Below are 24,350 nucleotides of genomic sequence, written 5' to 3' on the forward strand. Positions count from 1 at the left end.
CGGCGTATGGACTGGAGCGCTTCGACTGAGATAAAGAAACACGGAGAGCGACTGCGATCCGATGTTGACTTATCGTAGGAAGAAGAGCGAAGTCCACTAGACACTCGGTGCTGGAGCTAGATAGTATTCTTCGTTCAAAAACTTATACTTTCTTTCTAAAAAAATTATTTATCGTTTAAAGCTACGACTCCTGGCAGTGCTTTACCTTCCATAAATTCAAGGGAAGCGCCGCCTCCTGTGGAGATGTGGCTCATTTTGTCTGCTAAATTGAATTTTTCAACAGCTGCTGCTGAGTCTCCGCCGCCAATAACTGAATATGTACCTTCTGCTTCAGCAAGTGCTTCGGCAACGGCTTTTGTGCCGTTAGCAAATTTATCAATTTCAAATACACCCATTGGTCCATTCCAAATGACTAGTTTTGATTTTTGAATGACGTCACGATAAATCTCGGCTGTTTTCGGTCCAATGTCAAGTGCTTCCCAATCAGCAGGAATTTCCTCAATTGCAACTACTTTGGAATTAGCGTCTGCTGAGAAATCATCTGCAACGATAGCATCTACAGGCATATAGAAATTAACACCTTTTGCCTTAGCTTTTTCAATAAACGATTTTGCCAGATCAATTTTGTCTGCTTCAAGCAGTGATTTACCCACTTCATGGCCCTGTGCTTTGACAAATGTATAAGCAAGACCGCCGCCAATAATTAAGTTATCGACTAATTCTAAAAGATTTTCAATAACACCAATCTTATCCTTTACTTTGGCTCCACCGATAATCGCTGTAAATGGGCGTTCAGGATTAGAAAGTGCTTTACCAAGTACATCGAGTTCTTTTTCCATCAAAAGACCTGAAACAGCTGGCAGAATATGAGCAATACCTTCAGTTGAAGCATGGGCACGGTGTGCTGCACCAAATGCATCGTTTACATAAACATCAGCTAACTCGGCAAATGATTTCGCCAACTCAGGATCATTCTTTTCCTCGCCAGGATAGAAACGGACATTTTCAAGCAGTAGGACATCGCCTTCCGTCATTGTTTCAATCAACGCGTTTACAGAATCACCATAGGCTTCATCTGCCTTCTTTACGTCTTTACCAAGCAGTTCAGATAGTCTGACACCGGCTGGAGTTAAGCGCATTTCTTCGACTACTTTTCCTTTTGGACGGCCGAAGTGGCTGGCTAAAATCACTTTCGCACCTTGTTCCACTAAGTATTGAATCGTTGGCAATGCCGCACGAATCCGCGTGTCGTCCGTAATTTCACCATCCTGCATAGGAACGTTAAAATCCACTCGGCAAAATACGCGTTTACCTTTTACATCGACATCTTTGAGAGTTTTCTTATTCATAAAGGACCTCCGAAAGTTTGGTATGAAGAAAATGAATTATCTAAAATCAGTAAAAAAAGGGGAGGGGGGCATATACTCCCCGCTCCCCTTTGGAAAACCTTTGTAATGATCAACTTCTTATGATTGAAAACCAATCATCGTCCGTTCCAATATATTAAAGTCCTTTTTGTGCAAGGTAGTCAACAAGGTCAACAACGCGGTTAGAGTAACCAACTTCGTTATCGTACCAAGATAATACTTTTACCATGTTGCCTTCAAGAACCATTGTTGATAATGCATCGATTGTCGAAGAAACTTTAGCTCCGTTGTAATCAGTTGAAACTAATGGAAGTTCGCTGTATGCTAGAATACCTTTTAATGGGCCTTCAGCAGCTGCTTTTAATGCAGAGTTAACTTCATCAGCTGTTACTTCTCTGTCTAATTCTGCTACTAAGTCAACGACAGAAACGTTCGGTGTTGGAACGCGAATAGCCATACCGTTTAATTTACCCTTAAGCTCTGGTAAAACAAGAGCAACTGCTTTTGCAGCACCAGTTGAAGTTGGAATCATGTTTTCAGCTGCTGCACGTGCACGACGGTAGTCTTTGTGCGGCAAGTCAAGAATCTGTTGGTCATTTGTGTATGAGTGAATAGTTGTCATCATACCGCGTTTGATTCCAAAAGTATCATTTAATACTTTTGCAAACGGAGCAAGACAGTTTGTAGTACAAGAAGCGTTTGAAATAACATGGTGGTTATTTGCATCATATTTGTCTTCATTAACACCCATAACGATTGTGATATCTTCGTTAGATGCTGGTGCAGAGATAATTACTTTTTTAGCGCCTGCTTCAAGATGTTTCGCAGCATCTTCACGTTTTGTGAAACGACCAGTTGATTCAACAACTACGTCCACGCCAAGATCGCCCCAGCCTAATTGTGCAGGATCGCGTTCTGCAAGAACTTTCACTTTGTGCCCGCCAACTACTAGGTATTCGCCATCAACAGTAACATCTTCTTGTAGAGTCCCGTGAACAGTGTCATATTTTAGAAGATGTGCAAGCATATTTGCATCAGTTAAGTCATTAATTGCAACGATTTCCACATTGCTATTTCCTAAAGCCGCACGAAATACGTTACGACCGATACGTCCAAATCCATTAATACCAACTTTTACTGACATGATAAATTTCCTCCTTTAATTGGGTAAGGATGTTTTTTATTTTTAAAAAGGATTTACCCTTTTAATAACTTTCTCGCTGCACCTTCATCTGTGATTAAAATCGTCGATGCTGGTGCTTGTTTTAAGTATGCCTTGATGGCCTTAGCCTTGGAAGTCCCGCCTGCAACCGCGATGACATTTGGAATGCCAACTAGATCTTCTAACTGCAGGCCAATCGTTAATACCTTGTGAACAATTTCGCCTTGTTCATTAAAATAATAACCAAAAGCTTCACCCACAGCCTTGCTGCTTTCAAGCATACTTAGAATCTCAGGGTTGGTTTTTCGCCGTTCAGCCATTGTGATAGCATCTCCAATTCCATGAAGAACCATGCTAGCTGATTTAATTAGTTTTAATACTTCATGGATGTCAGGTTCTCTGATAAGCGATTCGTAGATATCTGTACTGACCTGATCAGGAACATAGAACACTCGATGTTTGGATTGGGTGTTTCTGGACATAATCGAACAAATCGTATTTGCCTGATTTTGAACATCCTCGCCTACTCCGCCTCTTGCTGGTACAAACAGTAATTCCTTTTGGGTAAGCTCTGGTGATAGTCTTTCTGCGACAGCAGCCATCGTTGAACCGCCAGTTACAGCAATGATATTTTTTCCGCTGAGAAGCTTTTTCATGCAAATAGCACTTGCCTTGCCAAGCTCACCTTTTACCATCGGCGATTCATCACTATTGCCAGGTACAATGATGACCTTTTTAATGCCCAGCTTGTGCTTCAATTCCAACTCCATCACATCAATACCCTTTAACTCACGCATAAAGCCTTCCAAGTCTTCAAGCAAATTTTTCCCTTCAGGTGTTAAACTCATTCCCACATTATTCGTGTAAATTAAATCTTGCTCCCTTAGGAAATCAACTTCACCACGAAGGACTCTTTCGGTATACCCGAGACTGACTGCTAAACTCCGTCTTCCTACCGGCTGCATAAAACCAATGTACCTTAGGATAGAATATCTCTTCTGTAGGACCTGCAGGAGGTCGGGTAATAATCTTTTTTGGATATCGATTAATGACTGCATGAATCTCATGCTCCTTTATTATATGTAGTTGGTCTCAAAATGTCCACCATAGACAAATTATGTCCCACTACATTCAAAAAAAATCACCCCTGCTACGTTTTTTATTGTAACAGGAGTGAAAATCTATTTCAACTATTAAAATTGGTTTTTTTTTCATGCAAACGGTTACTTATGTCAAATTTGTTAATTACACCGAATCCTGCTTCTACTCCGTCAATATAAACAACTGGAATCATTAAACCGTATTGTTCGGTTAATTCATCACTGGATTCAATATCAATTTCTTCTAAGGCAAACTCCCAGTCTTTGTTTAGCTCTAGAAGAGTAGACTTTGCCTTGTCACATAGCGGGCAGCTTTTCCTTGTATATAATGTGATTGTTGTTTGCTCCATCGTTTTTGTTCCTTTCATTCAAACCTTTTTCTTTTCGAAGAGGAGGGAATTCCCAATTGATCCCGGTACTTCGCGATCGTCCTTCTTGAAACCACCATACCTTCCTCTATTTTTAAATGTTCGACAATTTCTTGATCAGATAGCGGTTTTTGTTTATTCTCTTTTTCTATTAAAGTCGCAATTTTCTTCTTTACCTGTGTGGAAGATGTATTTTCATCATCTGAAACGGTTTGTATGGTACTTGTAAAAAATGTTTTCAACGCGAACGTCCCAATCGGTGTTTGCACATACTTTTCCCTGACTGCTCTGCTGACGGTGGATTCATGGATATCAAGTTCTCCAGCAACTTCCTTCATCGTCATCGGCACTAAGTATTGTGACCCTTTTTGGAAAAATGAAGCCTGTTTTTCAATGATTTTTGCTACAACCCTTGTCAGCGTCTCTTTACGCTGTTCAATGCTTTTTTGGATCCACTGGTAATCTTGGAGTTTATCCTGTAGAAAGCGGCTTACCTGTTGGTCTTGGTCTTTGAATTTATGATAATACTGCTCATTGAGGCTAATCCTTGGCAGCGATTCATCAGACATCCGTACGGTTAGTCCCTCGCTTGATTGCTCAACGATTGCATCTGGGATAATATACGTGGTTGCTTCTTTTCCTAAAATGGCCCCAGGCTTAGGATTCAATGTTTGAATTTGATCGTAAACATCTTGTATATCCTTAAGGGTTACCTTCAGTTCTTTAGCAATTTTCTTCCACTTCTTTTCGGCGAATGGAATGAAATGATCGCCGATTATGTTTTGCGCGAGTTCGTTATCTGGATTTAGATAATATATTTGCATCAATAGGCACTCTTGAAGGTTTCTTGCCCCGATGCCTGCTGGCTCCAGTGTTTGGATAATGGCCAAGCATTCTTCAACTGAATCTTCCATTACCCTTAGGTTTTTGGCGATTTCACTAAGGTCTCCCATAAAGTAACCGTTTTCATCTAAATTTTGGATAAGATGGCGTATCACACTTAATTGTTCCACCGATAAGTTCGTTATTTTTAATTGAGACAGTAAATAATCTTCAAGCGAAAATGGTTTGTCAGCTATTTGATCAATCCAGTCCTTTTCCGCTTTTTGGTGTTTGCGACGATTACGGTCAATGAGCGGATTCATTGGCTTGATATTGCCATTTTCAACCTGCAATAGGGGATTTTCAAGTGCCTTATCTTCTAAAAAAGCAGTTAACTCATGGGCAGAGTACTGCAACAATGCAATGGCCTGTGATAGCTCCTGTGTCATCGCCAATTTTAATGTTTGCTGCTGCCATAAACCGGCCTTCAAGTTCATTCGTATCCCCCCTGTTTTCTATTTTACACGATAGAGGGAATTTCGGGAATGAAAAATGATATTCGAGGATGGAAGTAACCCTTTTTGAGGCATAAAGCGAAGTGGTTTTGGGATGAAGTTTTGGTTTTGTGTCGATTTCCGGTGGTTTTGTGCCGATTTTCCGTTTTATGTGTCATTTTTGAAAGGTTTTGTGCCATTTTGGAAGTGTTTTGTGCATTTAACCTTTTATTGGAAAATCAGAACCTTTTTTCAAAATAAAAAACCCCCTGTTTAAAAAAACAGGAGGCTTTCATGATGCGCTCGGCGAGAATCGAACTCACATTTTAAGCTTCGGAGGCTTACGTGCTATCCGTTGCACCACGAGCGCTAAATTGTTGCGACTTACATATTATATGCCAGGTTCCTTCACATTGCAAGCAAAGAATTGGTTTAAAATAGTCAGAAATGGTTATGCTGGATTAGGGAAAGTTGTCGAACATTTTTAAAGAGGTATTGTTTGACCTTTATTGACCATCAGTGTATGATAACTATACATATTATTTTTATCTTTACAATCAAAGGAGGAAGAAAAATGAATTTGATCCCTACAGTTATTGAACAAACAAACCGGGGCGAGCGTGCTTATGACATTTATTCCCGTCTGTTAAAAGACCGGATTATTATGCTTGGTAGTGCGATCGATGACCATGTGGCGAACAGCATTGTAGCACAATTATTATTCCTTGAAGCGGATAACCCTGAAAAAGATATTTCTTTATATATCAACAGCCCAGGCGGCAGCATCACCGCAGGTATGGCTATTTTTGATACAATGCAATTCATCAAACCAAAGGTACAAACTATTTGTATCGGTATGGCTGCATCCATGGGTGCATTCTTGCTAGCAGCAGGTGAAAAAGGCAAGCGTTATGCGCTTCCAAATGCTGAAGTCATGATTCACCAGCCACTAGGCGGTGCACAAGGACAAGCAACTGAAATCGAAATTGCTGCAAAGCGTATCCTTTTCCTTCGCGAAAAATTAAATGGAATTTTAGCAGAACGGACTGGACAGTCGCTTGAAGTAATCAGCAAAGATACAGACCGCGACAACTTCATGACAGCAGAACGTGCAAAAGAATACGGTCTGATCGACCATATCATCACTCGTAATTTAATCGAAGATGAGAAAAATAAAAACAAATAAGTACAAAGAAGCAATCGGCATCCAGCCGGTTGTTTTTTTTATTAAAAACAAAAAAGACCGGTTCCAATTGGCTCCGGTCCTCTTTCAGATCAATGTTCTTTTTGGATAAAATCAGCTAACGCTTCAATAGCAGATGCTTCATCATCGCCATCTGCTACAATATCAATCATGACACCTGAACCAACAGCCAAGCTCATTAAGCCCATTATGCTCTTTGCATTTACTTTCTTGCCATCCTTCTCTAGGAAAATATCCGCAGAAAATCGGTTGGCTTCCTGAACAAAAAGAGCCGCAGGTCGTGCTTGAAGACCCGTTTTTAATTTTACTTCCACTTGTTTCACTAACATTACACAATTCCTCCTCTAGGTTTTTTACTCTATTTTTCTTGGAGCTTTGTACATAATTATTATCTTCAGGTTAGTCTTTACTCGATACATGTTATGTTTTTCACATGTTATCTTGTTATTGTACTAAAGGATTATCTACCCTCGAGTAACCATATCCCCTGCGCGCAATTTCTCAGCAATCGCATCAATTTTTCTCAAGCGATGATTAATCCCTGATTTACTGATCGCACCACCGGAAACCATTTCCCCCAATTCCTTAAGGGTCACATCGGTATAATTCAAACGGAGTTCGGCAATTTCTCTCAACTTTTCTGGTAAAATTTGCAGCCCGACCGTTGCATTAATATAGCGGATATTCTCTACCTGCCGAATCGAAGCACCGATCGTTTTATTAAGATTGGCGGTCTCACAGTTTACAAGGCGATTGACTGAATTCCGCATATCTCGAACAATCCTTACGTCTTCGAAGCGGAGAAGGGCGTTATGGGCACCTGCAACATTTAAAAACTCGGTAATCTTTTCCGCTTCTTTTAAATAGGTGATATACCCTTTTTTGCGCTCGAGAGTTTTGCTATTTAGTCCAAATGTATTCATCAATTCGCATAAAGAGTCATTATGTTCTTTATAGAGCGAAAAAATTTCCAAATGATACGAAGATGTTTCCGGGTTATTGACGGAACCGCCAGCTAGAAATGCACCGCGTAGATAAGAACGCTTACAACATTTCTTTTTTACAAGTTCTGGTGAAATATCATGGATGATGGTAAAACCCTCACCAATAATTTTTGTATCCTCGAGAATTTCTTTAGCCTGATGGGATAATCGGACAATATAGACGTTGTTCTTTTTCAGACGCATCTTTTTCCGAACAAGCAATTCTACTTGGACATCGTAACTCTTTTTTAATAATGTGTAGATTCTTCTGGCAATCGCAGCATTTTCGGTTTGAATATCAACAACTAACTTACGATTTGAGAATGAAAGGGAACCATTCATCCGGATTAAAGCGGATAGTTCCGCTTGAATGCAGCATGTTTTCACTTCCAAGTTAGTTAATTCTTTTTTCGTTTCCGAAGCGAAAGACATCCCTTCACCCCCCTAAAAAAAACAAAGCGTTTTTAGTAAGTACTATATTTACGTTTCATAACGCTTTTTGGTTTCAATTAAAAGCAAATTATATAAAATTTTTGCAACCTTTTTCGGATCATGTCTTAGCGCACCATTTTCCTGATAAGCGATGTCTGCATGAACGACTTCTAGTCCTAATTCAAAAAGGCGCGGCAGATCATATAGAACAGGGTCAGCCAGTTCTTCATTATATCGTAGCTGAATATCCTGTGGTATCTCTTCATTATTTACAAGAATCGTATTAATAAAAGCACAGCTCATATGATCATATAAGGCCTTTACATGATCACTCGCAGTAAAGCCATGGGTTTCCCCAGCCTGGGTCATCAAATTACAAATATACACCTTTTTAGCGTGTGACCGGCACAACTCCTCCCCGATTCTTGGAACTAGGAGGTTTGGCAGAATACTTGTATATAGGCTCCCTGGCCCAATGATGATTAAATCAGCCTGACGGATGGCTTGAATGGTCTCTGGTAAGGGACGAATATTTTCCGGCGTCATAAACACTTTTTTAATTCTCTTACCCGAGTATGGAATTTTCGATTCCCCTGAGACAATCGTTCCGTCTTCCATTTCAGCATGAAGGACGACACTCTGATTTGCTGCAGGCAGGACTTTACCATGAACATTTAAGATCTTACTCATTTCCTGAATCGCGTGAACAAAATTACCCGTGATTGAGGTCATTGCCGCCAAGATTAAATTTCCAAGCGAGTGTCCGGAAAGCTCATTCGATGTTTTAAACCGATGTTGAAACATTTCTTCAACGAGCGGTTCGACGTCTGATAAGGATGCTAACACATTGCGAATATCTCCAGGAGGTGGAATATGCAAGTCCTCACGCAAGCGTCCTGAACTGCCGCCGTCATCCGCGACTGTCACAATGGCGGTAATATCCACAGGAAACTGTTTTAATCCACGCAATAAAACTGGCAATCCTGTTCCCCCGCCAATGACGACAATTCGAGGCTGTCCGTAAATGCTCATGTTGTTTTTTCCTTTCTCCTCTCAATGTCACGATGGGATATACATGTCTTATAGTCTTGTTGGAAAAATTTACCAAGATGTTCAGCAAGCGTCACTGAACGGTGCTGTCCGCCTGTACAGCCAATTGCAATCACTAACTGCGCTTTTCCTTCTCTTTTATAATGAGGCAGCATAAAAGAAAGCAGGTCGGTTACTTTTTCCAAAAACTTATGCGTTTCATTCCACTTTAATACATAACCGGAAACATCCTCATCAAGCCCCGTTTTAGGTCTCATATGCTCAATATAATGAGGATTTGGTAAGAAACGCACATCAAACACAAGGTCCGCATCAATAGGAATTCCATACTTAAAGCCAAATGACATGACATTGACAGTAAAGAGTGATTGTTTATTCGCCGTAAATTCCGTTAATATTTTCTCACGAAGTTCCCGCGGTTTCATCTGGGAAGTATTGTAAATTAATTGGGCCCTGCCTTTAAGTTCTTCAAGAAGTTCACGCTCAAGTGTAATTCCTTCAAGTGGCAGACCTGTCGGTGCTAACGGATGCGACCGCCTCGTCTCTTTATATCTGCGCACTAATGTTGAATCATCCGCATCTAAAAATAAGATCTTCGGGGCCACCCATGAAGTTTCTGCCAGTTCATCCAATGCTTTAAATAGATGATCAAAGAATTCTCTTCCTCGCAGGTCCATAACAAGGGCAACTTTATTCATCTTATTCCCGGATTCCTTCATAAGTTCGAGGAATTTTGGAAGCAATGTTGGAGGCAAATTATCGACACAAAAGAAACCTAAATCTTCAAAACTTTGAATGGCTACAGTTTTTCCTGCACCAGACATTCCTGTAATAATCACCATTTGAATGTCACTTGCAGCACCGGTACTCATTATTAATTCCCCCTATTAGTTAGCTTGGATCTAATCGATAACTGATTAGTTGAAAGTCTTTTGTATAAGTAAAAGTACCGTAAATAATTCCTTTTCCATGAATCATATAATCAAGAATATGATAATCGCCAGCAGCCATTGGCAAATTTTTCAATTGATCAATCATTTGCCATTCAAGCTTACCTTCCTCAGATTCGTCTAAATCGATGCCGTCCGCATCAGTTGCTACAAACGTAAACATCATCCACTCGGAAAGAAGCTGGTCGTTTTCCTTCATAATCATTGTAAAAATCCCTTTTAGCTGTGGATTTTTCAAATAGATTCCCGTTTCTTCACGATATTCCCTGATGCAAGAGTCTCGAACCGATTCGCCCGGCTCCATTTTCCCACCAGGAGCAACCCACCAGCCACGGCGTGGTTTTTGCAGCAGCAATATTTTTTCGTCTCTTATCAATACACAATTGGTGACACGCTGCACAACACTCACCCTCTTAATAAAGCATACATGTTTTTAGCAGTCTTCGAAAAAGCATTCGCTTGTCCCTTTTGAAAAAGGACCTTTCAAAGTTTACTCGAAATACCAAAGAACCCTCTATAACTTTAAATTCATTCCTTTTATTATACTATTTTTAGGATACAGTCACAATGAATACAAATTTGATATTTCTATAATTATTATTATAGTTTGTCACTATTGCTAACATACTTTTTATAAATATACTTACGTGCAGATCAGACTAAAAAAATAGCACAGGCTACGGGCCTGTGCATGAAAGGTATATATTTTTAAAGGGGGTCAATTACTGCTTTTATCATACCCTAACAATATTTCACTACTGTTACAAGAGAATTAAAACAGAGTTACGGTTTTGTAAAAAATAACGGAAGATTTTTTAGCTTCTGCTTTTTTGTTTTAATTCTTCTTTAAGCTCCTCAACAAAATGCTGGGCACTTTGTGCGGCAATACTGCCATCTCCCGTTGCAGTCACAATCTGGCGTAACGTTTTTTCCCGAATATCACCAGCTGCATAAATTCCCGGTACCTTCGTTTCCATGCGGTCATTTGTTTCGATATAACCATTTTCATTGGTAATTCCTAGGCTAGTAAATGGTTTGGATAATGGCACCATGCCGATATAAATAAAGACTCCGTCAGCCGGTAATACTTGCTCTTCGCCATTTTCTGTGGAAACCAATGTCACACTTCCAACTTTGCCATCTTTGTCATTAATCGACTTAATCGTGTGATTCCAAATAAAATCCACTTTCTCATTGGCAAAAGCTCGGTCTTGAAGAATTTTTTGAGCACGAAGCTCAGCACGGCGATGAACGATAGTTACTTTGGAAGCGAAACGGGTTAAATAAACCCCTTCTTCAACGGCAGAGTCCCCGCCGCCAATCACATAAAGCTCTTTTCCTTTAAAGAAGGCCCCATCACATACAGCACAATACGATACACCGCGGCCGCCCAGTTCTTTTTCACCTGGAACACCAATTTTCTTATACTCTGCACCCGTTGTAATGATAACCGCGTAAGCTTTATATTGTTTTGACCCAGCAACGACGATTTTATAGTCACCGTGATCAATGATTTCCTTAATATCGCCATAAGCGTATTCAGCGCCAAACTTTTTAGCATGCTCGAACATCTTTGTTGATAAATCCGGACCTAAAATACTTTCAAAGCCAGGATAATTTTCAACGTCCTCGGTATTGGCCATTTGGCCGCCCGGCATCCCGCGCTCAATCATTAGTGTCGAAAGGTTTGCACGAGATGTATAAACAGCCGCTGTCATCCCCGCAGGGCCAGCCCCAGCAATAATGACGTCATAAATTTTTTCTTCAGACATATTTTGTCACTCCTTAATAGAAAAGCGGAAGCGCCTTGGTCAGGGGCGACAAGCATAAGACGAGCCGGCGGGAAGGTTGTTCTTTACCTTCCCGTCGGATTGGCTTATGACCTCGAGCCCCTAGGCGCTGCAGCTAGACAGTAATAAAAAAAATACGATTAAGTATATTGTTCCCTTACTTAATCGTATATAACAATCGTTTTATCGTCCACCAATATGCTTAATTCAAATAGTTGTTCACTATTTTTACATATTTGCCAATCGTTGCTGAGGAAATCCCATAGCGCTCAGCAACTTCCTGCTGGGATACCTTTTCACTGCGCAGCTTGTGCCACATATACTCAACTGCGCCAGCCCAGGCACGTTTATTTTTCAAACGAAGCTTAGCTTTGGAAACCTCGACATACACGGAAAACCACATGAGGTATAAACCAGCCTCAATGGTGCCAATTGGTTGATGGGTTTCATAAAAAAGCTCGGCAATTTCTTGTGCATCTGAAGTTTTGGATGGTTTTCCGGATCTGATTAACGAGATATAATCCTTTTCCAAGGCCGTAAATTTTTGGTTTTTAAAAAGCCGTTTAGAGGTGATAATTTCCTCTTTTTTGCTTGAAACGGTCGTTAGGAAAAGGGCAAATAAGCGCTCTTCTACATAGTCACTTTCAAGCTTTTGAAAAATAGATCCGGAAAGGTCCTCAAAACCATTAGCTGATGCGTTTTCTTTATTCCATGGTTCAGAGCCTTCTTTGTCAGGATTAAGGTCCAGCACCTTTTTCCAAATGCTTTTTGCAAAATTTTCATGGCCTGTGTAATAGGCCGAATAAGAAAGCCAATAATAATACGGGCCATCGCCATCAAAGCCATGTTTATATAATTTTTTCAGCCATAAATAGGCAAGTTCATATTCACCAACCAAAGCAAACGAGGCACCCAGCTTAAATTGCTGTTCACTAAGAAGCGGTTGAATTTTCTTCAATGTTGCACTCAACCCAGCCACATTCTTTGATTGGCCCTGATAATGAGCAAATACAAGTCTGTTACAAAGAGCATGGAGATTTCCCGGATTTCGCTCCAATACATCGTCTAAGATGGATTCCGCCTTTTCTGTTTTGCCTAGATAGAAATAAGCGAGTGCCAAGTTATTGTAAGCCGACCAGTACTCTGGATAATCTTTGACCACATCATTTAACAGCTCAATTGCTTTTGGAAAGTAACCTGACTCCAGCAGGTCACGAGCTTGTTCTTGTTTGACTATCAGGTCATCCTGCGGATAGAGTTCATCCTCAAGATCCTCTGACTCAAATGTTAGTACATCAAGCAAATCCTCTGTATCTTCGCTAAAATCACCATCCGGATCTAGCTGTAAATACAGCTTGGCGTGGTGATAAGCATCTTTAAAAAATCCCAAATGGGCATAATTATTCGCCAAAAAGTAATGGCATTCCACCATTTCTTGATCTAGTTCTTCAAGGATGAGGTGCAAGAGCCGGTTGGAATTTTCAAACTCGCCAAGTTCTGTTGACACGATCGCCAACTGGCATATAATCATCGGTTCACCCGGCTCAAGCTGCATCGCTCGCCCAAGATATTTTTTTGCTTTTATAAAATCACGTCGATGGAATGCCTTTAAACCCTTCGTGAAATAATATTCCCCCGTAGGAACAAATGAAAGTAATTTTCCCATATGCATTCTTGCTTTCGCGTCTTTACCCATGAAGTCCTCCACATTTTTAACATAACTAAGGTAGTATACCACATCATGGAGTTGTTCGAGAAGGGATTGAGGTTTTTGACTAAGATATATACAAAAATTTAACTTTATCTATAAATCAACGCAAAAAACCGGTCTTTTTACGACCGGTCCTTGTGTCTTTCCTCTAATGTTCTCAAAATATCTTTGAATGGGAGGCCTTGTTCCACCAGTAATACCTGCAAGTGATAAAGCAAATCAGCCGCTTCCCACCTTAGCTCCTCGGGGTCACGGTTTTTAGCAGCGATAATCACTTCAGCCGCTTCTTCGCCGACTTTCTTCAAAATCTTATCGACGCCTTTTTCAAAAAGATAGGTTGTGTATGCCCCTTCTGGACGCTCACGTTCACGTTCAACGATCACTTTTTCAAGCGATTGTAGGATCTGATAGTCGGCCAAGCTCGAAGTCCCCTTAAAGCCCCGTTCAGAAAAACAACTCACCGCACCCGTATGGCAGGCAGGACCTTTGGGATAGACAAGCACTAATAATGCATCTTGATCACAGTCATAGTTAATGCTGACAACCGTTTGCGTATTGCCGCTTGTCGCTCCTTTATGCCATAATTCTTGACGAGAACGGCTGAAAAACCAGGTTTCTCCCGTTTCAATTGTTTTCGCGAGTGATTCCTCGTTCATATATGCGAGCGTTAATACTTCTTTCGTTCCAGCATCCTGGATAATGGCCGGCACTAACCCTTTTTCATCAAACCGTACATTCATCGAACCGTCACTCCTTTTTCCCGTAAATAGCTTTTCACTTCATGAACTGATGTCTCTTTATAGTGAAAGATAGATGCAGCAAGGGCAGCATCTGCCTTTCCTGCTAAAAATGCTTCTTCGAAGTGTTCCGAATTCCCTGCTCCTCCCGAAGCGATGACCGGAATCGGAACGGCTTCACTAACTGCTTTCGTTAGTTCTAGATCAAATCCATTTTTCTCGCCGTCACTGTCCATACTGGTTAATAGAATTTCACCTGCTCCAAGCTCGGCTGCTTCCTTTGCCCACTCAACCACTAGTTTGTCTGTAGGAGTCCGGCCGCCGTGCGTAAACACACGCCAAGTCCCGATTTCTTCATCAAATTTTGCATCAATCGCAACGACGATACATTGCGAACCGAAGTAACTGGCGCCTTCCTTAATGACCTCCGGATTCAAGACGGCAGCTGTGTTCAGTGACACTTTATCTGCCCCGGCTCGAAGAATTCTCTTCATATCTTCCAAGGCATTGATTCCCCCGCCAACCGTAAACGGAATCGCCAGCTCGGAAGCGACAGCCTTGACTACTTCCACCATCGTTTTTCTGCCTTCAACTGATGCTGAGATATCTAGGAAAACGAGCTCGTCTGCACCTTGCTCATCGTAAAATCGTGCCAATTCAACCGGGTCCCCCGCGTCCCGCAGCTGGACAAATTGAATGCCTTTTACCACTCGACCGTCCTTTACATCAAGGCAGGGAATGATTCGTTTTGTTAATGTCATATACTCTCACCTTCCAATGCCTCTTTTTGCAGGGAATACTATGTAAACTCCTGTGTTATACTACTGCCAGTTCCAATGCTTCCTTCAGGGTAAAACGATTTTCGTATAGCGCCTTACCTACAATTGCACCGCTTATCCCGTTTTTTGCTATCGCCTTTAAATCTGCAAGACTGCTTACTCCGCCAGAGGCAATAACATTTTTTCCAGTCACTTTTGCCATTTCACAAACTGCAGCAATATTAGGACCTGCAAGTGTCCCATCAGTGGCAATATCGGTAAAAATAAACGTCTCAGCACCTGCTTCTGCAAAGCGCTTGCCAAGATCGACCGCCTTTAGTTCTGAGGTATCCAGCCATCCGTGTGTGGCGACATAGCCATTTTTCGCATCAATGCCAACCGCAATTTTTCCACCGTATTTCTTAATCATCTCAATTGCAAACTCCGGATTCGATACAGCAATGCTTCCAATGATGACACGATCCACCCCATTTTCAAGGTAGTGAACGATGTCCTCTTCCGAACGAATCCCGCCGCCAATTTGAATTTTTACATCAAGTTTGTTGGCCGCTTCAATCACAAACCGGTCATTGACCCGCTTGCCATCCTTTGCCCCGTCAAGGTCCACCATGTGGATCCAATCTGCGCCGTCAGCGGCAAAACTCTTGGCCATATCAAACGGTGAGTTCCCGTAAATCGTTTCTTGATCATAGTCCCCTTGGAGGAGACGGACGCAATTGCCGCCACGCATATCAATTGCCGGATATATTGTTAAACTCATCGGACTGCCTTCCTTTCCTCCACCATTTGTAAAAAGTTATCAAGAAGGGACATCCCAAGCTTGCTGCTTTTTTCAGGATGAAATTGCATCCCCATCACATTGTCTCTGCCAACAACCGCCGAAACTTGTTCGTGGTAATCCGCCTTTGCCAGTAAAACATCGCTGTTTTTTGCATCCACATAATAGGAATGGACGAAATACACATAATCCTCTTCTACATTTTTCAAAAGAGGTGAGTTGTTAACAAATTCAAGCCGGTTCCAACCCATGTGAGGAACCTTGTAAGTCGCTCCCTCTGGTGTTCTGCCTGGAAAACGGCGAACACTTCCTGGTAACAATCCTAAACCTTTCGTTGGGCCATTTTCCTCACTTTGCTCAAACAACAGCTGCATCCCAAGGCAGATACCGAGGAGCGGTTTCCCCGTTGCCACAAATTCCTTGATCGTCTTCACTGGCAAGCGTTCCATCGCATCACGAAAGGAACCAACCCCAGGAAGAATCAATCCATCAGCTTGAAGCAATTCCTTCTTATTGGCGGAAATGAAATAATCAGCGCCCAGTCGCTCAAGTGCTTTACTCACGCTAAACAAATTCCCCATCCCATAATCAACAATGCCAATCATCGAAAACATCCCTTTCCTGGTGCCTTTTCATGGTGCCTGACACCAACCAATTTTGTCATCCACATGGTGCCTGACACCAAGGTTTTTATAACATCCCTTTTGTCGATGGCACGCCTTTGATGCGCGGGTCGATGGTCGTTGCTTCGTCTAGGGCACGTCCGAGTGCTTTAAAGACGGCTTCGATCATATGGTGTGTATTTTGTCCGTAATGTACGATAACATGAAGATTCATCCGAGCCTCTAATGCCAGCTTCCATAAAAATTCATGAACAAGCTCGGTGTCAAAGGTGCCAACTTTTTGTCCTGGAAACTCGGCACGCATTTCGAGATGCGGACGATTACTGAGATCGACGACTACCTGTGCCAAAGCTTCATCCATCGGTACAAAGGCATTCCCGTAGCGCTTAATGCCGCGCTTGTCCCCTAGTGCTTCACGAAGCGCCTGCCCTAAACAAATGCCAATATCTTCTGTTGTATGGTGGTCATCCACTTCGGTATCACCTTTGGCATCCACGGTAAGGTTGAATTGCCCGTGCTTTGTGAATAAATCAAGCATATGCGTCATGAATGGGACACCCGTTTCAAGATTGGACTGTCCGTCACCATCTACTTCTAATTTCAATTGTATTTGCGTTTCATTTGTATTTCGTTCAACACTTGCGATTCTTTCCACGAACGGGACCTCCTTATTTTATGAAAGCTATAACTTTCCGTCATTTTTTAAACGAATTTCCACTGCTCTGGCATGGGCCTCGAGCCCTTCCATCCGGGCAAACTCGGCAATTTTTGCGCCATTCTCGGTTAAAGCCTTTTCACTATAGATAATCACGCTCGATTTCTTTTGAAAATCGTCCACATTCAGTGGACTGGAAAAGCGAGCGGTTCCGTTTGTCGGCAGGACATGGTTGGGACCTGCAAAATAGTCTCCCACGGGTTCAGAGCTGTAACGACCAATAAAGATTGCTCCTGCGTGACGAATTTTCCCAAGCAACTCAATCGCATTTTCTGTGATGACTTCTAAGTGTTCGGGTGCTAACTGGTTTACGGTTTCGACCGCTTCGTCCATATCTGATGTTACGTAAATCGCACCATAGTCGGCAATCGAGCGGGCGGCGATGTCTTTTCGCGGCAGAAGTTCCAGCTGCTTTTCGACTTCCAAAGCAACTGCTTCGGCTAGAGTTATCGATGGAGTCACGAGAACACTGCAGGCCCGCGGGTCGTGCTCCGCTTGTGATAGCAGGTCAGCCGCCAATTCGTCCGCTCTTGCCGTTTCATCTGCCAAAATGGCAATCTCACTTGGACCGGCGATCATGTCGATGTCCACATCCCCGAAAACCTCTCGTTTTGCCAGCGCCACAAAGATATTTCCCGGACCGGTAATTTTATCGACGGAGCGAATCGATTCTGTTCCATAGGCGAGTGCCGCAATCGCCTGAGCCCCGCCAACCTTATAGATTTCTTCGACGCCTGCTTCCTTTGCAGCCACAAGTACCGCTGCTGGCAATTGACCTTGGTCGTCTGGAGGTGACACCATCACAATCCGTTTCACACCAGCCACTTTTGCCGGAATCACATTCATTAGGACGGATGATGGATAGGCAGCCGTTCCACCTGGCACATACACGCCAACCGAATCAAGCGGCGTTATTTTTTGACCAAGAACGGTTCCATTTTCTTCGGTGGTCATCCATGATGGCCGGAGCTGCTTTTCATGAAATGCTCGAATATTTTCCGCTGCTTCCTGGACGATCGAGATAAAATGCTGATCGATCCGCTGATAGGCTGCCTCGATTTCTTTATCTGTTACGGAAAAAGAAGATAAGTTCACACGGTCGAACTTTTCGGTATACTCTCTTAACGCTTCGTCACCGCGAGTGCGAATCTCCGCAATAATTTTTTTGACAACATCCTGCTGTTCTGAGGTACCCGCTTCAATCGAACGTTTAATCGAAATCAGTTCACTCACTTTTAGTATTTTCATGTTAATAATCCCCCACTGAAACTACTTCACTAAGTCGTGTCACTAAATCGTCGATCTGATTGTCTTTGATCCGATAGCTGACAGGATTGACAATCAGTCGCGATGTTACATCGACAATTCTCTCGTACTCGACGAGACCGTTTTCCCTCATCGTCCGTCCAGTCGACACAATATCGACGATTCGATCTGATAAACCAATGATTGGGGCCAGTTCGATCGAACCATTTAATTTAATAATCTCGACCTGCTCCCCCTGCTCACGAAAATAAGCCTCGGCCACATTCGGATATTTAGTGGCCACTCTCGGTGCAACATCATTCATTTTCGTACCGGGAAGACCCGCTACTGCCAAATAGCAGGCGCTGATACGTAAATCGAGGAGTTCGTAAACATCGCGCTCTTCCTCAAGCAATACATCCTTGCCAGCAATACCAATATCAGCAACGCCATGCTCGACATAGGTAGGAACATCTGTCGGTTTCGCTAAGATAAACCTTAGACCCTCATTTTCAACCTCTATAATTAATTTTCGTGAATCATCGAATTCCGGTGGAAGCTGATAACCAGCTTTTCTAAGCAGTTCGGCCGCTTCTTCAAAAATCCGCCCCTTCGGCATCGCAATCGTTAGTATATTATTCATCGGCACGCCCTCCTAATAAGTAGGTAGTATCCGCAAATTTCTTTGTATAGGCATCCAGATTTTTGACACCATTGATATCCTGAAGCACTGTCCTCTTACCTTGTTGATGCATTTTTTCGGCTAATTGAAAGGCTTCTCTTCGTTGCTCCTGGCTGAAAAAGATGCAGGTCACTGTGTTTTCGATATCATAGCTTCCGAGTGCCTCTAAAAGCCGATCAAGGTGAACCCCAAACCCGGTTGCACTTGCTTTTTTTCCAAATTTCTCCATTAAGCTGTATCGACCGCCATTCCCAATTGGAAAGCCAACATTCCCTGCGTAAACTTCAAATAAAATACCAGAATAGTAGCTCATATGGCTGACGATGGTTAAATCAAATTTGACTTGATCCTGTACACCATAATCATTTATACAATCCCATAATTCCTTTAGTTGTAAAATAGCTTGCTTGCCTTTTTCATTTTCTATTAGGTCGAGTGCTGTTCCAATTATTTCTACCCCGCCCCTAAGATCAAGGAACTGCAGAAGTCTTTGCTTATCAATCGATGATAGCGATAGGGAGTTCACATGCTCGCGGTAGCCGACATAATTTTTTTCATAGAGAAATCTTCTTAACGAATCGGCTCGCTCATCTGTGCCGAGGATTTGTAAAAATAATTCCTGGGCAAAGCCAATATGGCCGATAGATACTTGGAACTCCGATAATCCTGCTTTTTTCAATGAAGAAATAAGTAATGATATGACCTCTCCATCACAAGAAACCGTTTCGTCATTCAAGCATTCTACACCGATTTGCTCAAACTCAGCAGGGCGGCCGCCTTCACGTTGCTGCGCCCGGAAAACGTTCGCAGAGTATGCTAACCGAAGCGGCATGTCATCCTGCAATAGTTTCGATGCTGCTACTCTGGCAATCGGTGCTGTCATGTCAGGCCTCAAAACGAGCGTATGCCCCTCTTTGTCAAGCAATCTAAAAAGCTGGGCATCCTGAATGGCTGATGCGGTTCCAACGGTTTCATAGTATTCCAGTGTAGGTGTTTCAATAAATTGGCAGCCCCAAAGTTTGATCGTATCCTCCATTAAGGTCCGAACACGATGTTTCTTTTCATATAACTCCGGCAGCGTGTCTCTCATGCCTAAAGGCTTTTCAAACATAAACAAGCGACTCATCCTGCTCATCCTTTATCGTTAGATTACTTTGTTTTTATATTGCATATTGCATATTTTCTAAATGCTTTAGTCTGCTAATGTGATAATGAATTAAAGTATTTTTAGTTTACCCTTAGTGAAACTATTCGTCAATGAAATTTTGAAGGAATGGACCAAATCTAGATAGTTTTCCGCCAAACTCTGATTGAATTCCGCCAAAACTCAGAAAATTATTGCTATAGCTTTGGAATTTGATTTGACTCGGAGGAGATTCCCGCCAAAGTTTGAGGGATTTCCGCCAAACTTGGATAGGATTCCGCCAAACTTTAGTGGATTTCCGCCAACAAGACCATGAATTCCGCCAATTTCCTGATTTATTCCGCGAAAGAGTAATTTAATAGTAAGTTTACTACAAAAAAAGCCTGGTTGCGAAAACCAGACTTCAATATTTCATCCTATTTATTTTTCGACCATAATAAAGAAGCGCCTCTGACAAGTTTCAGAGGCGCTTCAGATTACTACGCTAGTTTTTTACCAAAACTTTGAATTGCTTTTAACAAGAGTAACGGAAGTAGCGTTGCTTGTATTCACAGCTGCATCCGTTGCTGTGAAGGTTAGGACTTTCCCATGTGTTTGTGCTGATTTAAATGAAATAGTGAATACTCCGTTTTTATCAGCTACCGCACTGCCTAGCATTGTTTCTCCTTCAAAAACTTTAACCGTTGAACCAGCCTCTGCTTTTCCTGTAACGTTCTTAGCAGGGGCAATGATTTGTCCAACCTGCGGCGCGTTAGGTGCCACATTATCAATCATAATTCTACCTTCAATTTTTGCTGAAATTGATCCGGTAAAGGATTTTACGTAATCAATAAACGCGTCTATATCAGTCATCCTAGTAACGCGCTCTGTTCCTTGTTTCAGAACAACAAAGCCATCGCCGCCGTCAGCCATGAAGTTATTAACCGTAACAGAATAAACTTTATTTGGATCAATTTTCGAACCATTTGGCAGGTAAATATCGAGCACCTTTTGCCCAAGCGGTAAATTATTGGTCCAAGTATACTTTAAGCCTGAAATTTGCATGATACGGTTTCTGTCTGCTGCAAACTGTTGATTTAATAATGTTCTTACTTGCTCACCAGTAAGGTTCATTGTCACGATATCATTTCCGAATGGCTGGATGGCGAATAGATCGCCCCAAGTGATTGGACCCGCCTTTTTAATTTCATCACGGATACCGCCAACGTTCATAAAGGCAAAATCGGTGTTTGTAGCTGCTTTCATTCCATCAGCAATCAGGTTACCAAGTGCCGTTTCTCCGTCTGCATTTGCAGTCCGAGAAATCGGAGCAGCCGCTTCCCCAACTACTTGGCCTGTGATTGGGGCAATATCTGCCTGGTATTCATTAAGTTCTGCTTTGATTTGTGCATCAGGAGTAATGGCATCTCTGAAGGTGGATGCAACCTCAGCATGTTTCTCGACAATGTCTTGTGTGACTGGGTCAATGGTCAAATCAACATCAGAAAAAGCTGTACCATAAGAATAGGATTGAACTAACAATTTACCATCAACTGTTGAATTCAAATACTTATGGTCGTGGGCACCATAGATAACGTCAACTTCATCATCAATTGCTTTGGCCATATCGACAACTTTACCTGTTGGATTGTCCCCATTTGTTGCTGAAGTTCCAGGATCATGGGCAAGAACCACGATAGATTCTACACCTTTGCCTTTTAACTCAGCCGCATATTTATTGACTGCTTCAACTTCATCTGTGAATTTAACGCCTGCGACACCGCTTGCCGTAACGATACTTGGTGTTTCTGTTGTAACGACACCGATGAAGCCAATCTTTACCCCATCCACTTCTTTGATTGCATATGGAGGTAAAATTAATTCGCCTGTTTTTTCATCCTCCACGTTGGCAACAACATATTGGAAGTCGGCTCCTTCAAATTCACCATACTTTTCAACCGTTTTTGGATGGGCACCACCATTGATTAAACGCTTCATTTCTGTTACGCCTTCATCAAATTCATGGTTACCGATGGTACCAATGTCCATCCCGATTTCGTTCATAAAACGGATGGTTGGCTCATCTTGTAATAGCGCAGAAACTGGACGGCTTGCCCCTACTAAGTCTCCAGCTTGTACCATTAAGGTATTAGCGGGGTTAGTTGCTTCTCTTTGTTTTAGGTAAGCAGCTAAGTATTCAATTCCGCCGACATCACGGCCAGAAACCTTAGTGGAATAGTCCAATTGACCGTGGAAGTCATTGATTCCTAATAATTGAACATGAACGTTTTGGTCTAATTCAAATAACTCGTATCCTGCTTTAGTTGTTGATGCTCCGAGGTCTTTTACCTCCGGTTGTTGCCCAAGGTATGCCGTAGCATCCGGAGCAGAGTGGAATACTACTTTGGCAATACCGCCAACCGGTGCGATCTTCCAGTTGTTGTCTGCAACAGGGTTAATTGTACCTTTAGTCGAAATATAGTCCATTAAAATTTGACGGTTTTCGAATGGAGAATCAACTACCACTTTAGCATTCTTCAATTCAGCTAGACCGCCGCTTCCACCCGCACGGTAGTTATTCGTCGCAACGATGAATTTTTGGTCCATCTGAACAGGTGTCCCATCCATCATTGTTAAATTAACAACGCGCTCTCCTTTTGGCTTGGTTACATCAATTTGATACTTAACACCGTCAATGACATCATAATTGTATGGACGGAAATCGTAATCAAGTAAATCTTGATTTCCTGCTTTATTAGGATCAATCGTATTGAATTGTTTAGCTGATTCTTCAAGCCATCTTTTTACTTGATCACCTGTTACTTCAACCGCTTTTAAGGTGTTATCGAATAAGTACAAATCAGCTGCACTTTTGATAGTTACATCGCCTTTTGCAATGTTTGTGTAGTCAGCTACACCGCCGCGGCCGCCCTTAAACGGTGCTGCCGCAGATAAGACTGGATAATTCTTATATTCTGTATTCGCAATCGCTTTTTTCACGTAATCCATTTGCGCATTGTTAACAATTTGTGTGGAAGCATCATCCATTACACGTGTGAAGAAGCTGTGCATTGGAATCTCCGTCGTACCGATTTTTCCACGTACATACGCAAGTGTTTGGTCATGAATAGCTTGTGTATCCCTAACAATTGTCGCGTCTGAAGCAGTATCAGCCGTAACGGCACGGTTAACCGATTTAGAATTAGCCTTATCAACAGTCCACTTGCCATTTGGATCCTGTACAAGCGCTAAGTCAAGCACACCAAGGTTATTGCCCCAGAAGCCTGCTTCAACAGCTTGAACACCATTAATTGTTCCATTTGTGTTATCGATTCCAGTCTTGCCGTTAAATGATGCATCGCCAGGGAAGTTTACGTGAGCGTGTCCGAACAGCATGGCATCAATGCCAGGTACTTTTGTTAAATCGTACACGGCATTCTCTGCTGCTTCTTGGCCTTCCGCAGCGATATCACAGCCAGAGTGTGCTATGGCAACAATTACATCTGCTCCATCCGCCTTCATTTGCGGGATAAATTTATTAGCTTGGGCAACAATATCTTTTGTAATGACATGACCTGTTAGGTTATCTTTATCCCACTGCATGATTTGCGGTGGAGCGAAACCGATGACCCCAACCTTAATGGTTGATACATTACCAGCGCTATCCTTAATCGTTTTATCAATAATTTGATATGGAGTAAAATAGTTTACATCATTATCAGGGTTGGAATCATGATCATCTTCATAGATATTTGCGTTTACAATCGGAAATTGTACTTCTTCCTGAACATCTTTTAAGTAATCTAAACCATAATTAAATTCATGGTTACCCACAATACCCGCATCATATTTTAAATAGTTCATTGCCTTGTAAATAGGATGGGTATCATTTGGTCCAAGTTTATTTACTTTTGCTACATAACTTGCTAGTGGATTTCCTTGAATCGTATCACCCGCATCGAATAGCATGGAGTTGTCAACTTCAGTTCTAGCTTGTTGGATTAATGTCGCTGTTTTAGCTAATCCATAATTCGTAACTGGTGCATCTTTGAAATAATCATATGGTAAAACATTAGAATGTAGGTCAGTAGTTTCTAAGATTCGTAGAGTAGCTTTGTTTCCGGAAGCAGCCTTTACATTATAAGGTAATGCGGGTGAGACAATAGTACTAAGTATCAAAGCTGTGGCAGCCAATTTGCTTAATCTACTAATATATTTCTTTTTCTTCATATGCT

At 42.0% G+C, this 24,350-nt stretch carries 22 protein-coding genes and 1 tRNA gene; 1 reads left to right on the plus strand and 22 read right to left on the minus strand.

Going from position 1 to position 24,350, the window contains the following annotated elements:
* Positions 1-164: 164 nt before the first annotated feature.
* The 6 genes from COE25_RS03385 to COE25_RS03410 all read right to left on the minus strand — a co-directional run bounded on the left by COE25_RS03385 (position 165) and on the right by COE25_RS03410 (position 5,683).
* The gene (locus COE25_RS03385; protein WP_088089552.1) at positions 165-1,349 is read right to left on the minus strand and encodes a phosphoglycerate kinase; all 1,185 of its coding nucleotides are present in this window, start codon (positions 1,347-1,349) and stop codon (positions 165-167) included.
* Positions 1,350-1,503: 154 nt separating this feature from the next.
* A complete protein-coding gene (gene gap / locus COE25_RS03390; RefSeq protein ID WP_088089553.1) occupies positions 1,504-2,511 on the minus strand; it encodes a type I glyceraldehyde-3-phosphate dehydrogenase in 1,008 nt (335 codons plus the stop codon).
* A gap of 53 nt (positions 2,512-2,564) precedes the next feature.
* Entirely contained in the window at positions 2,565-3,587 is a 1,023-nt protein-coding gene (locus COE25_RS03395; protein WP_088089554.1) for a sugar-binding transcriptional regulator, read from the minus strand.
* A gap of 128 nt (positions 3,588-3,715) precedes the next feature.
* Positions 3,716-3,979: a glutaredoxin family protein gene (locus tag COE25_RS03400; protein ID WP_098931258.1), complete on the minus strand. Its 264-nt coding sequence runs from the start codon at positions 3,977-3,979 to the stop codon at positions 3,716-3,718.
* Between the two features lie 14 nt (positions 3,980-3,993).
* Positions 3,994-5,316: an RNA polymerase factor sigma-54 gene (gene rpoN, locus COE25_RS03405; protein ID WP_088089555.1), complete on the minus strand. Its 1,323-nt coding sequence runs from the start codon at positions 5,314-5,316 to the stop codon at positions 3,994-3,996.
* Positions 5,317-5,611: 295 nt separating this feature from the next.
* Positions 5,612-5,683, minus strand: a tRNA-Arg gene (locus tag COE25_RS03410).
* A gap of 204 nt (positions 5,684-5,887) precedes the next feature.
* On the opposite strand from COE25_RS03410, the gene clpP reads away from it, so the two are divergent.
* The gene (clpP, locus tag COE25_RS03415; RefSeq protein WP_088089556.1) at positions 5,888-6,499 is read left to right on the plus strand and encodes an ATP-dependent Clp endopeptidase proteolytic subunit ClpP; all 612 of its coding nucleotides are present in this window, start codon (positions 5,888-5,890) and stop codon (positions 6,497-6,499) included.
* 89 nt (positions 6,500-6,588) lie between these two features.
* Here the strand turns inward: clpP and COE25_RS03420 are convergent, their stop codons facing one another.
* The 16 genes from COE25_RS03420 to COE25_RS03495 form a co-directional block, all read right to left on the minus strand.
* On the minus strand, positions 6,589-6,846 hold the full coding sequence (locus COE25_RS03420; protein WP_066258757.1) for an HPr family phosphocarrier protein: 258 nt from the start codon (positions 6,844-6,846) through the stop codon (positions 6,589-6,591).
* 135 nt (positions 6,847-6,981) lie between these two features.
* Positions 6,982-7,932, minus strand: coding sequence for a DNA-binding protein WhiA (gene whiA, locus COE25_RS03425; protein WP_088089557.1), 951 nt, complete (start codon positions 7,930-7,932; stop codon positions 6,982-6,984).
* Positions 7,933-7,980: 48 nt separating this feature from the next.
* Positions 7,981-8,964, minus strand: a complete 984-nt coding sequence (locus tag COE25_RS03430; protein WP_179195945.1) for a gluconeogenesis factor YvcK family protein — start codon at positions 8,962-8,964, stop codon at positions 7,981-7,983.
* The gene (gene rapZ, locus COE25_RS03435) at positions 8,961-9,854 is read right to left on the minus strand and encodes an RNase adapter RapZ (RefSeq protein ID WP_098930976.1); all 894 of its coding nucleotides are present in this window, start codon (positions 9,852-9,854) and stop codon (positions 8,961-8,963) included. The genes COE25_RS03430 and rapZ overlap by 4 nt, the downstream gene beginning before the upstream one ends.
* Before the next feature lie 19 nt (positions 9,855-9,873).
* Entirely contained in the window at positions 9,874-10,332 is a 459-nt protein-coding gene (locus COE25_RS03440) for an NUDIX hydrolase (protein ID WP_088089559.1), read from the minus strand.
* Between the two features lie 415 nt (positions 10,333-10,747).
* A complete protein-coding gene (trxB, locus tag COE25_RS03445; protein ID WP_088089560.1) occupies positions 10,748-11,704 on the minus strand; it encodes a thioredoxin-disulfide reductase in 957 nt (318 codons plus the stop codon).
* A 220-nt stretch (positions 11,705-11,924) separates the two neighbouring features.
* Positions 11,925-13,418: a tetratricopeptide repeat protein gene (locus tag COE25_RS03450; protein WP_098930978.1), complete on the minus strand. Its 1,494-nt coding sequence runs from the start codon at positions 13,416-13,418 to the stop codon at positions 11,925-11,927.
* A 137-nt stretch (positions 13,419-13,555) separates the two neighbouring features.
* Positions 13,556-14,173: a bifunctional phosphoribosyl-AMP cyclohydrolase/phosphoribosyl-ATP diphosphatase HisIE gene (hisIE, locus tag COE25_RS03455; RefSeq protein WP_088089562.1), complete on the minus strand. Its 618-nt coding sequence runs from the start codon at positions 14,171-14,173 to the stop codon at positions 13,556-13,558.
* Positions 14,170-14,931 carry an imidazole glycerol phosphate synthase subunit HisF gene (hisF, locus tag COE25_RS03460; RefSeq protein WP_088089563.1) on the minus strand — a complete coding sequence of 254 codons (762 nt, stop codon included), beginning with the start codon at positions 14,929-14,931 and terminating at the stop codon, positions 14,170-14,172. Before hisF ends, hisIE begins: the two co-directional genes overlap by 4 nt.
* Before the next feature lie 55 nt (positions 14,932-14,986).
* Positions 14,987-15,709 carry a 1-(5-phosphoribosyl)-5-[(5-phosphoribosylamino)methylideneamino]imidazole-4-carboxamide isomerase gene (gene hisA / locus COE25_RS03465; protein WP_088089564.1) on the minus strand — a complete coding sequence of 241 codons (723 nt, stop codon included), beginning with the start codon at positions 15,707-15,709 and terminating at the stop codon, positions 14,987-14,989.
* Positions 15,706-16,332, minus strand: coding sequence for an imidazole glycerol phosphate synthase subunit HisH (gene hisH / locus COE25_RS03470; RefSeq protein WP_098930980.1), 627 nt, complete (start codon positions 16,330-16,332; stop codon positions 15,706-15,708). Before hisH ends, hisA begins: the two co-directional genes overlap by 4 nt.
* A gap of 85 nt (positions 16,333-16,417) precedes the next feature.
* Positions 16,418-17,005: an imidazoleglycerol-phosphate dehydratase HisB gene (gene hisB, locus COE25_RS03475; protein ID WP_088089566.1), complete on the minus strand. Its 588-nt coding sequence runs from the start codon at positions 17,003-17,005 to the stop codon at positions 16,418-16,420.
* Positions 17,006-17,032: 27 nt separating this feature from the next.
* Positions 17,033-18,313 (minus strand): histidinol dehydrogenase, encoded by a 1,281-nt coding sequence (gene hisD / locus COE25_RS03480; protein WP_098930982.1) that lies wholly within the window; start codon positions 18,311-18,313, stop codon positions 17,033-17,035.
* A gap of 1 nt (position 18,314) precedes the next feature.
* Positions 18,315-18,953 (minus strand): ATP phosphoribosyltransferase, encoded by a 639-nt coding sequence (gene hisG, locus COE25_RS03485; protein ID WP_098930984.1) that lies wholly within the window; start codon positions 18,951-18,953, stop codon positions 18,315-18,317.
* Positions 18,946-20,118 carry an ATP phosphoribosyltransferase regulatory subunit gene (locus tag COE25_RS03490; RefSeq protein WP_088089569.1) on the minus strand — a complete coding sequence of 391 codons (1,173 nt, stop codon included), beginning with the start codon at positions 20,116-20,118 and terminating at the stop codon, positions 18,946-18,948. Before COE25_RS03490 ends, hisG begins: the two co-directional genes overlap by 8 nt.
* A 510-nt stretch (positions 20,119-20,628) precedes the next feature.
* Positions 20,629-24,345, minus strand: a complete 3,717-nt coding sequence (locus COE25_RS03495) for a bifunctional 2',3'-cyclic-nucleotide 2'-phosphodiesterase/3'-nucleotidase (RefSeq protein WP_098930986.1) — start codon at positions 24,343-24,345, stop codon at positions 20,629-20,631.
* Positions 24,346-24,350 lie beyond the last annotated feature (5 nt).

This window comes from Bacillus sp. AFS031507 (assembly GCF_002584635.1).
In the GTDB taxonomy this organism is placed as follows: domain Bacteria; phylum Bacillota; class Bacilli; order Bacillales; family Cytobacillaceae; genus Neobacillus.

Bases quoted from the DNA above. Each gene is read 5' to 3' on its own strand.
- COE25_RS03385 (WP_088089552.1), bottom strand. From the start codon at position 1,349: ATGAATAAGAAAACTCTCAAAGATGTCGATGTAAAAGGTAAACGCGTA.
- gap (WP_088089553.1), bottom strand. From the start codon at position 2,511: ATGTCAGTAAAAGTTGGTATTAATGGATTTGGACGTATCGGTCGTAAC.
- COE25_RS03395 (WP_088089554.1), bottom strand. From the start codon at position 3,587: ATGCAGTCATTAATCGATATCCAAAAAAGATTATTACCCGACCTCCTG.
- COE25_RS03400 (WP_098931258.1), bottom strand. From the start codon at position 3,979: ATGGAGCAAACAACAATCACATTATATACAAGGAAAAGCTGCCCGCTA.
- rpoN (WP_088089555.1), bottom strand. From the start codon at position 5,316: ATGAACTTGAAGGCCGGTTTATGGCAGCAGCAAACATTAAAATTGGCG.
- clpP (WP_088089556.1), top strand. From the start codon at position 5,888: ATGAATTTGATCCCTACAGTTATTGAACAAACAAACCGGGGCGAGCGT.
- COE25_RS03420 (WP_066258757.1), bottom strand. From the start codon at position 6,846: ATGTTAGTGAAACAAGTGGAAGTAAAATTAAAAACGGGTCTTCAAGCA.
- whiA (WP_088089557.1), bottom strand. From the start codon at position 7,932: ATGTCTTTCGCTTCGGAAACGAAAAAAGAATTAACTAACTTGGAAGTG.
- COE25_RS03430 (WP_179195945.1), bottom strand. From the start codon at position 8,964: ATGAGCATTTACGGACAGCCTCGAATTGTCGTCATTGGCGGGGGAACA.
- rapZ (WP_098930976.1), bottom strand. From the start codon at position 9,854: ATGAGTACCGGTGCTGCAAGTGACATTCAAATGGTGATTATTACAGGA.
- trxB (WP_088089560.1), bottom strand. From the start codon at position 11,704: ATGTCTGAAGAAAAAATTTATGACGTCATTATTGCTGGGGCTGGCCCT.
- COE25_RS03450 (WP_098930978.1), bottom strand. From the start codon at position 13,418: ATGGGTAAAGACGCGAAAGCAAGAATGCATATGGGAAAATTACTTTCA.
- hisIE (WP_088089562.1), bottom strand. From the start codon at position 14,173: ATGAATGTACGGTTTGATGAAAAAGGGTTAGTGCCGGCCATTATCCAG.
- hisF (WP_088089563.1), bottom strand. From the start codon at position 14,931: ATGACATTAACAAAACGAATCATTCCCTGCCTTGATGTAAAGGACGGT.
- hisA (WP_088089564.1), bottom strand. From the start codon at position 15,709: ATGAGTTTAACAATATATCCGGCAATTGATATGCGTGGCGGCAATTGC.
- hisH (WP_098930980.1), bottom strand. From the start codon at position 16,332: ATGATTGGCATTGTTGATTATGGGATGGGGAATTTGTTTAGCGTGAGT.
- hisD (WP_098930982.1), bottom strand. From the start codon at position 18,313: ATGAAAATACTAAAAGTGAGTGAACTGATTTCGATTAAACGTTCGATT.
- hisG (WP_098930984.1), bottom strand. From the start codon at position 18,953: ATGAATAATATACTAACGATTGCGATGCCGAAGGGGCGGATTTTTGAA.
- COE25_RS03490 (WP_088089569.1), bottom strand. From the start codon at position 20,118: ATGAGTCGCTTGTTTATGTTTGAAAAGCCTTTAGGCATGAGAGACACG.
- COE25_RS03495 (WP_098930986.1), bottom strand. From the start codon at position 24,345: ATGAAGAAAAAGAAATATATTAGTAGATTAAGCAAATTGGCTGCCACA.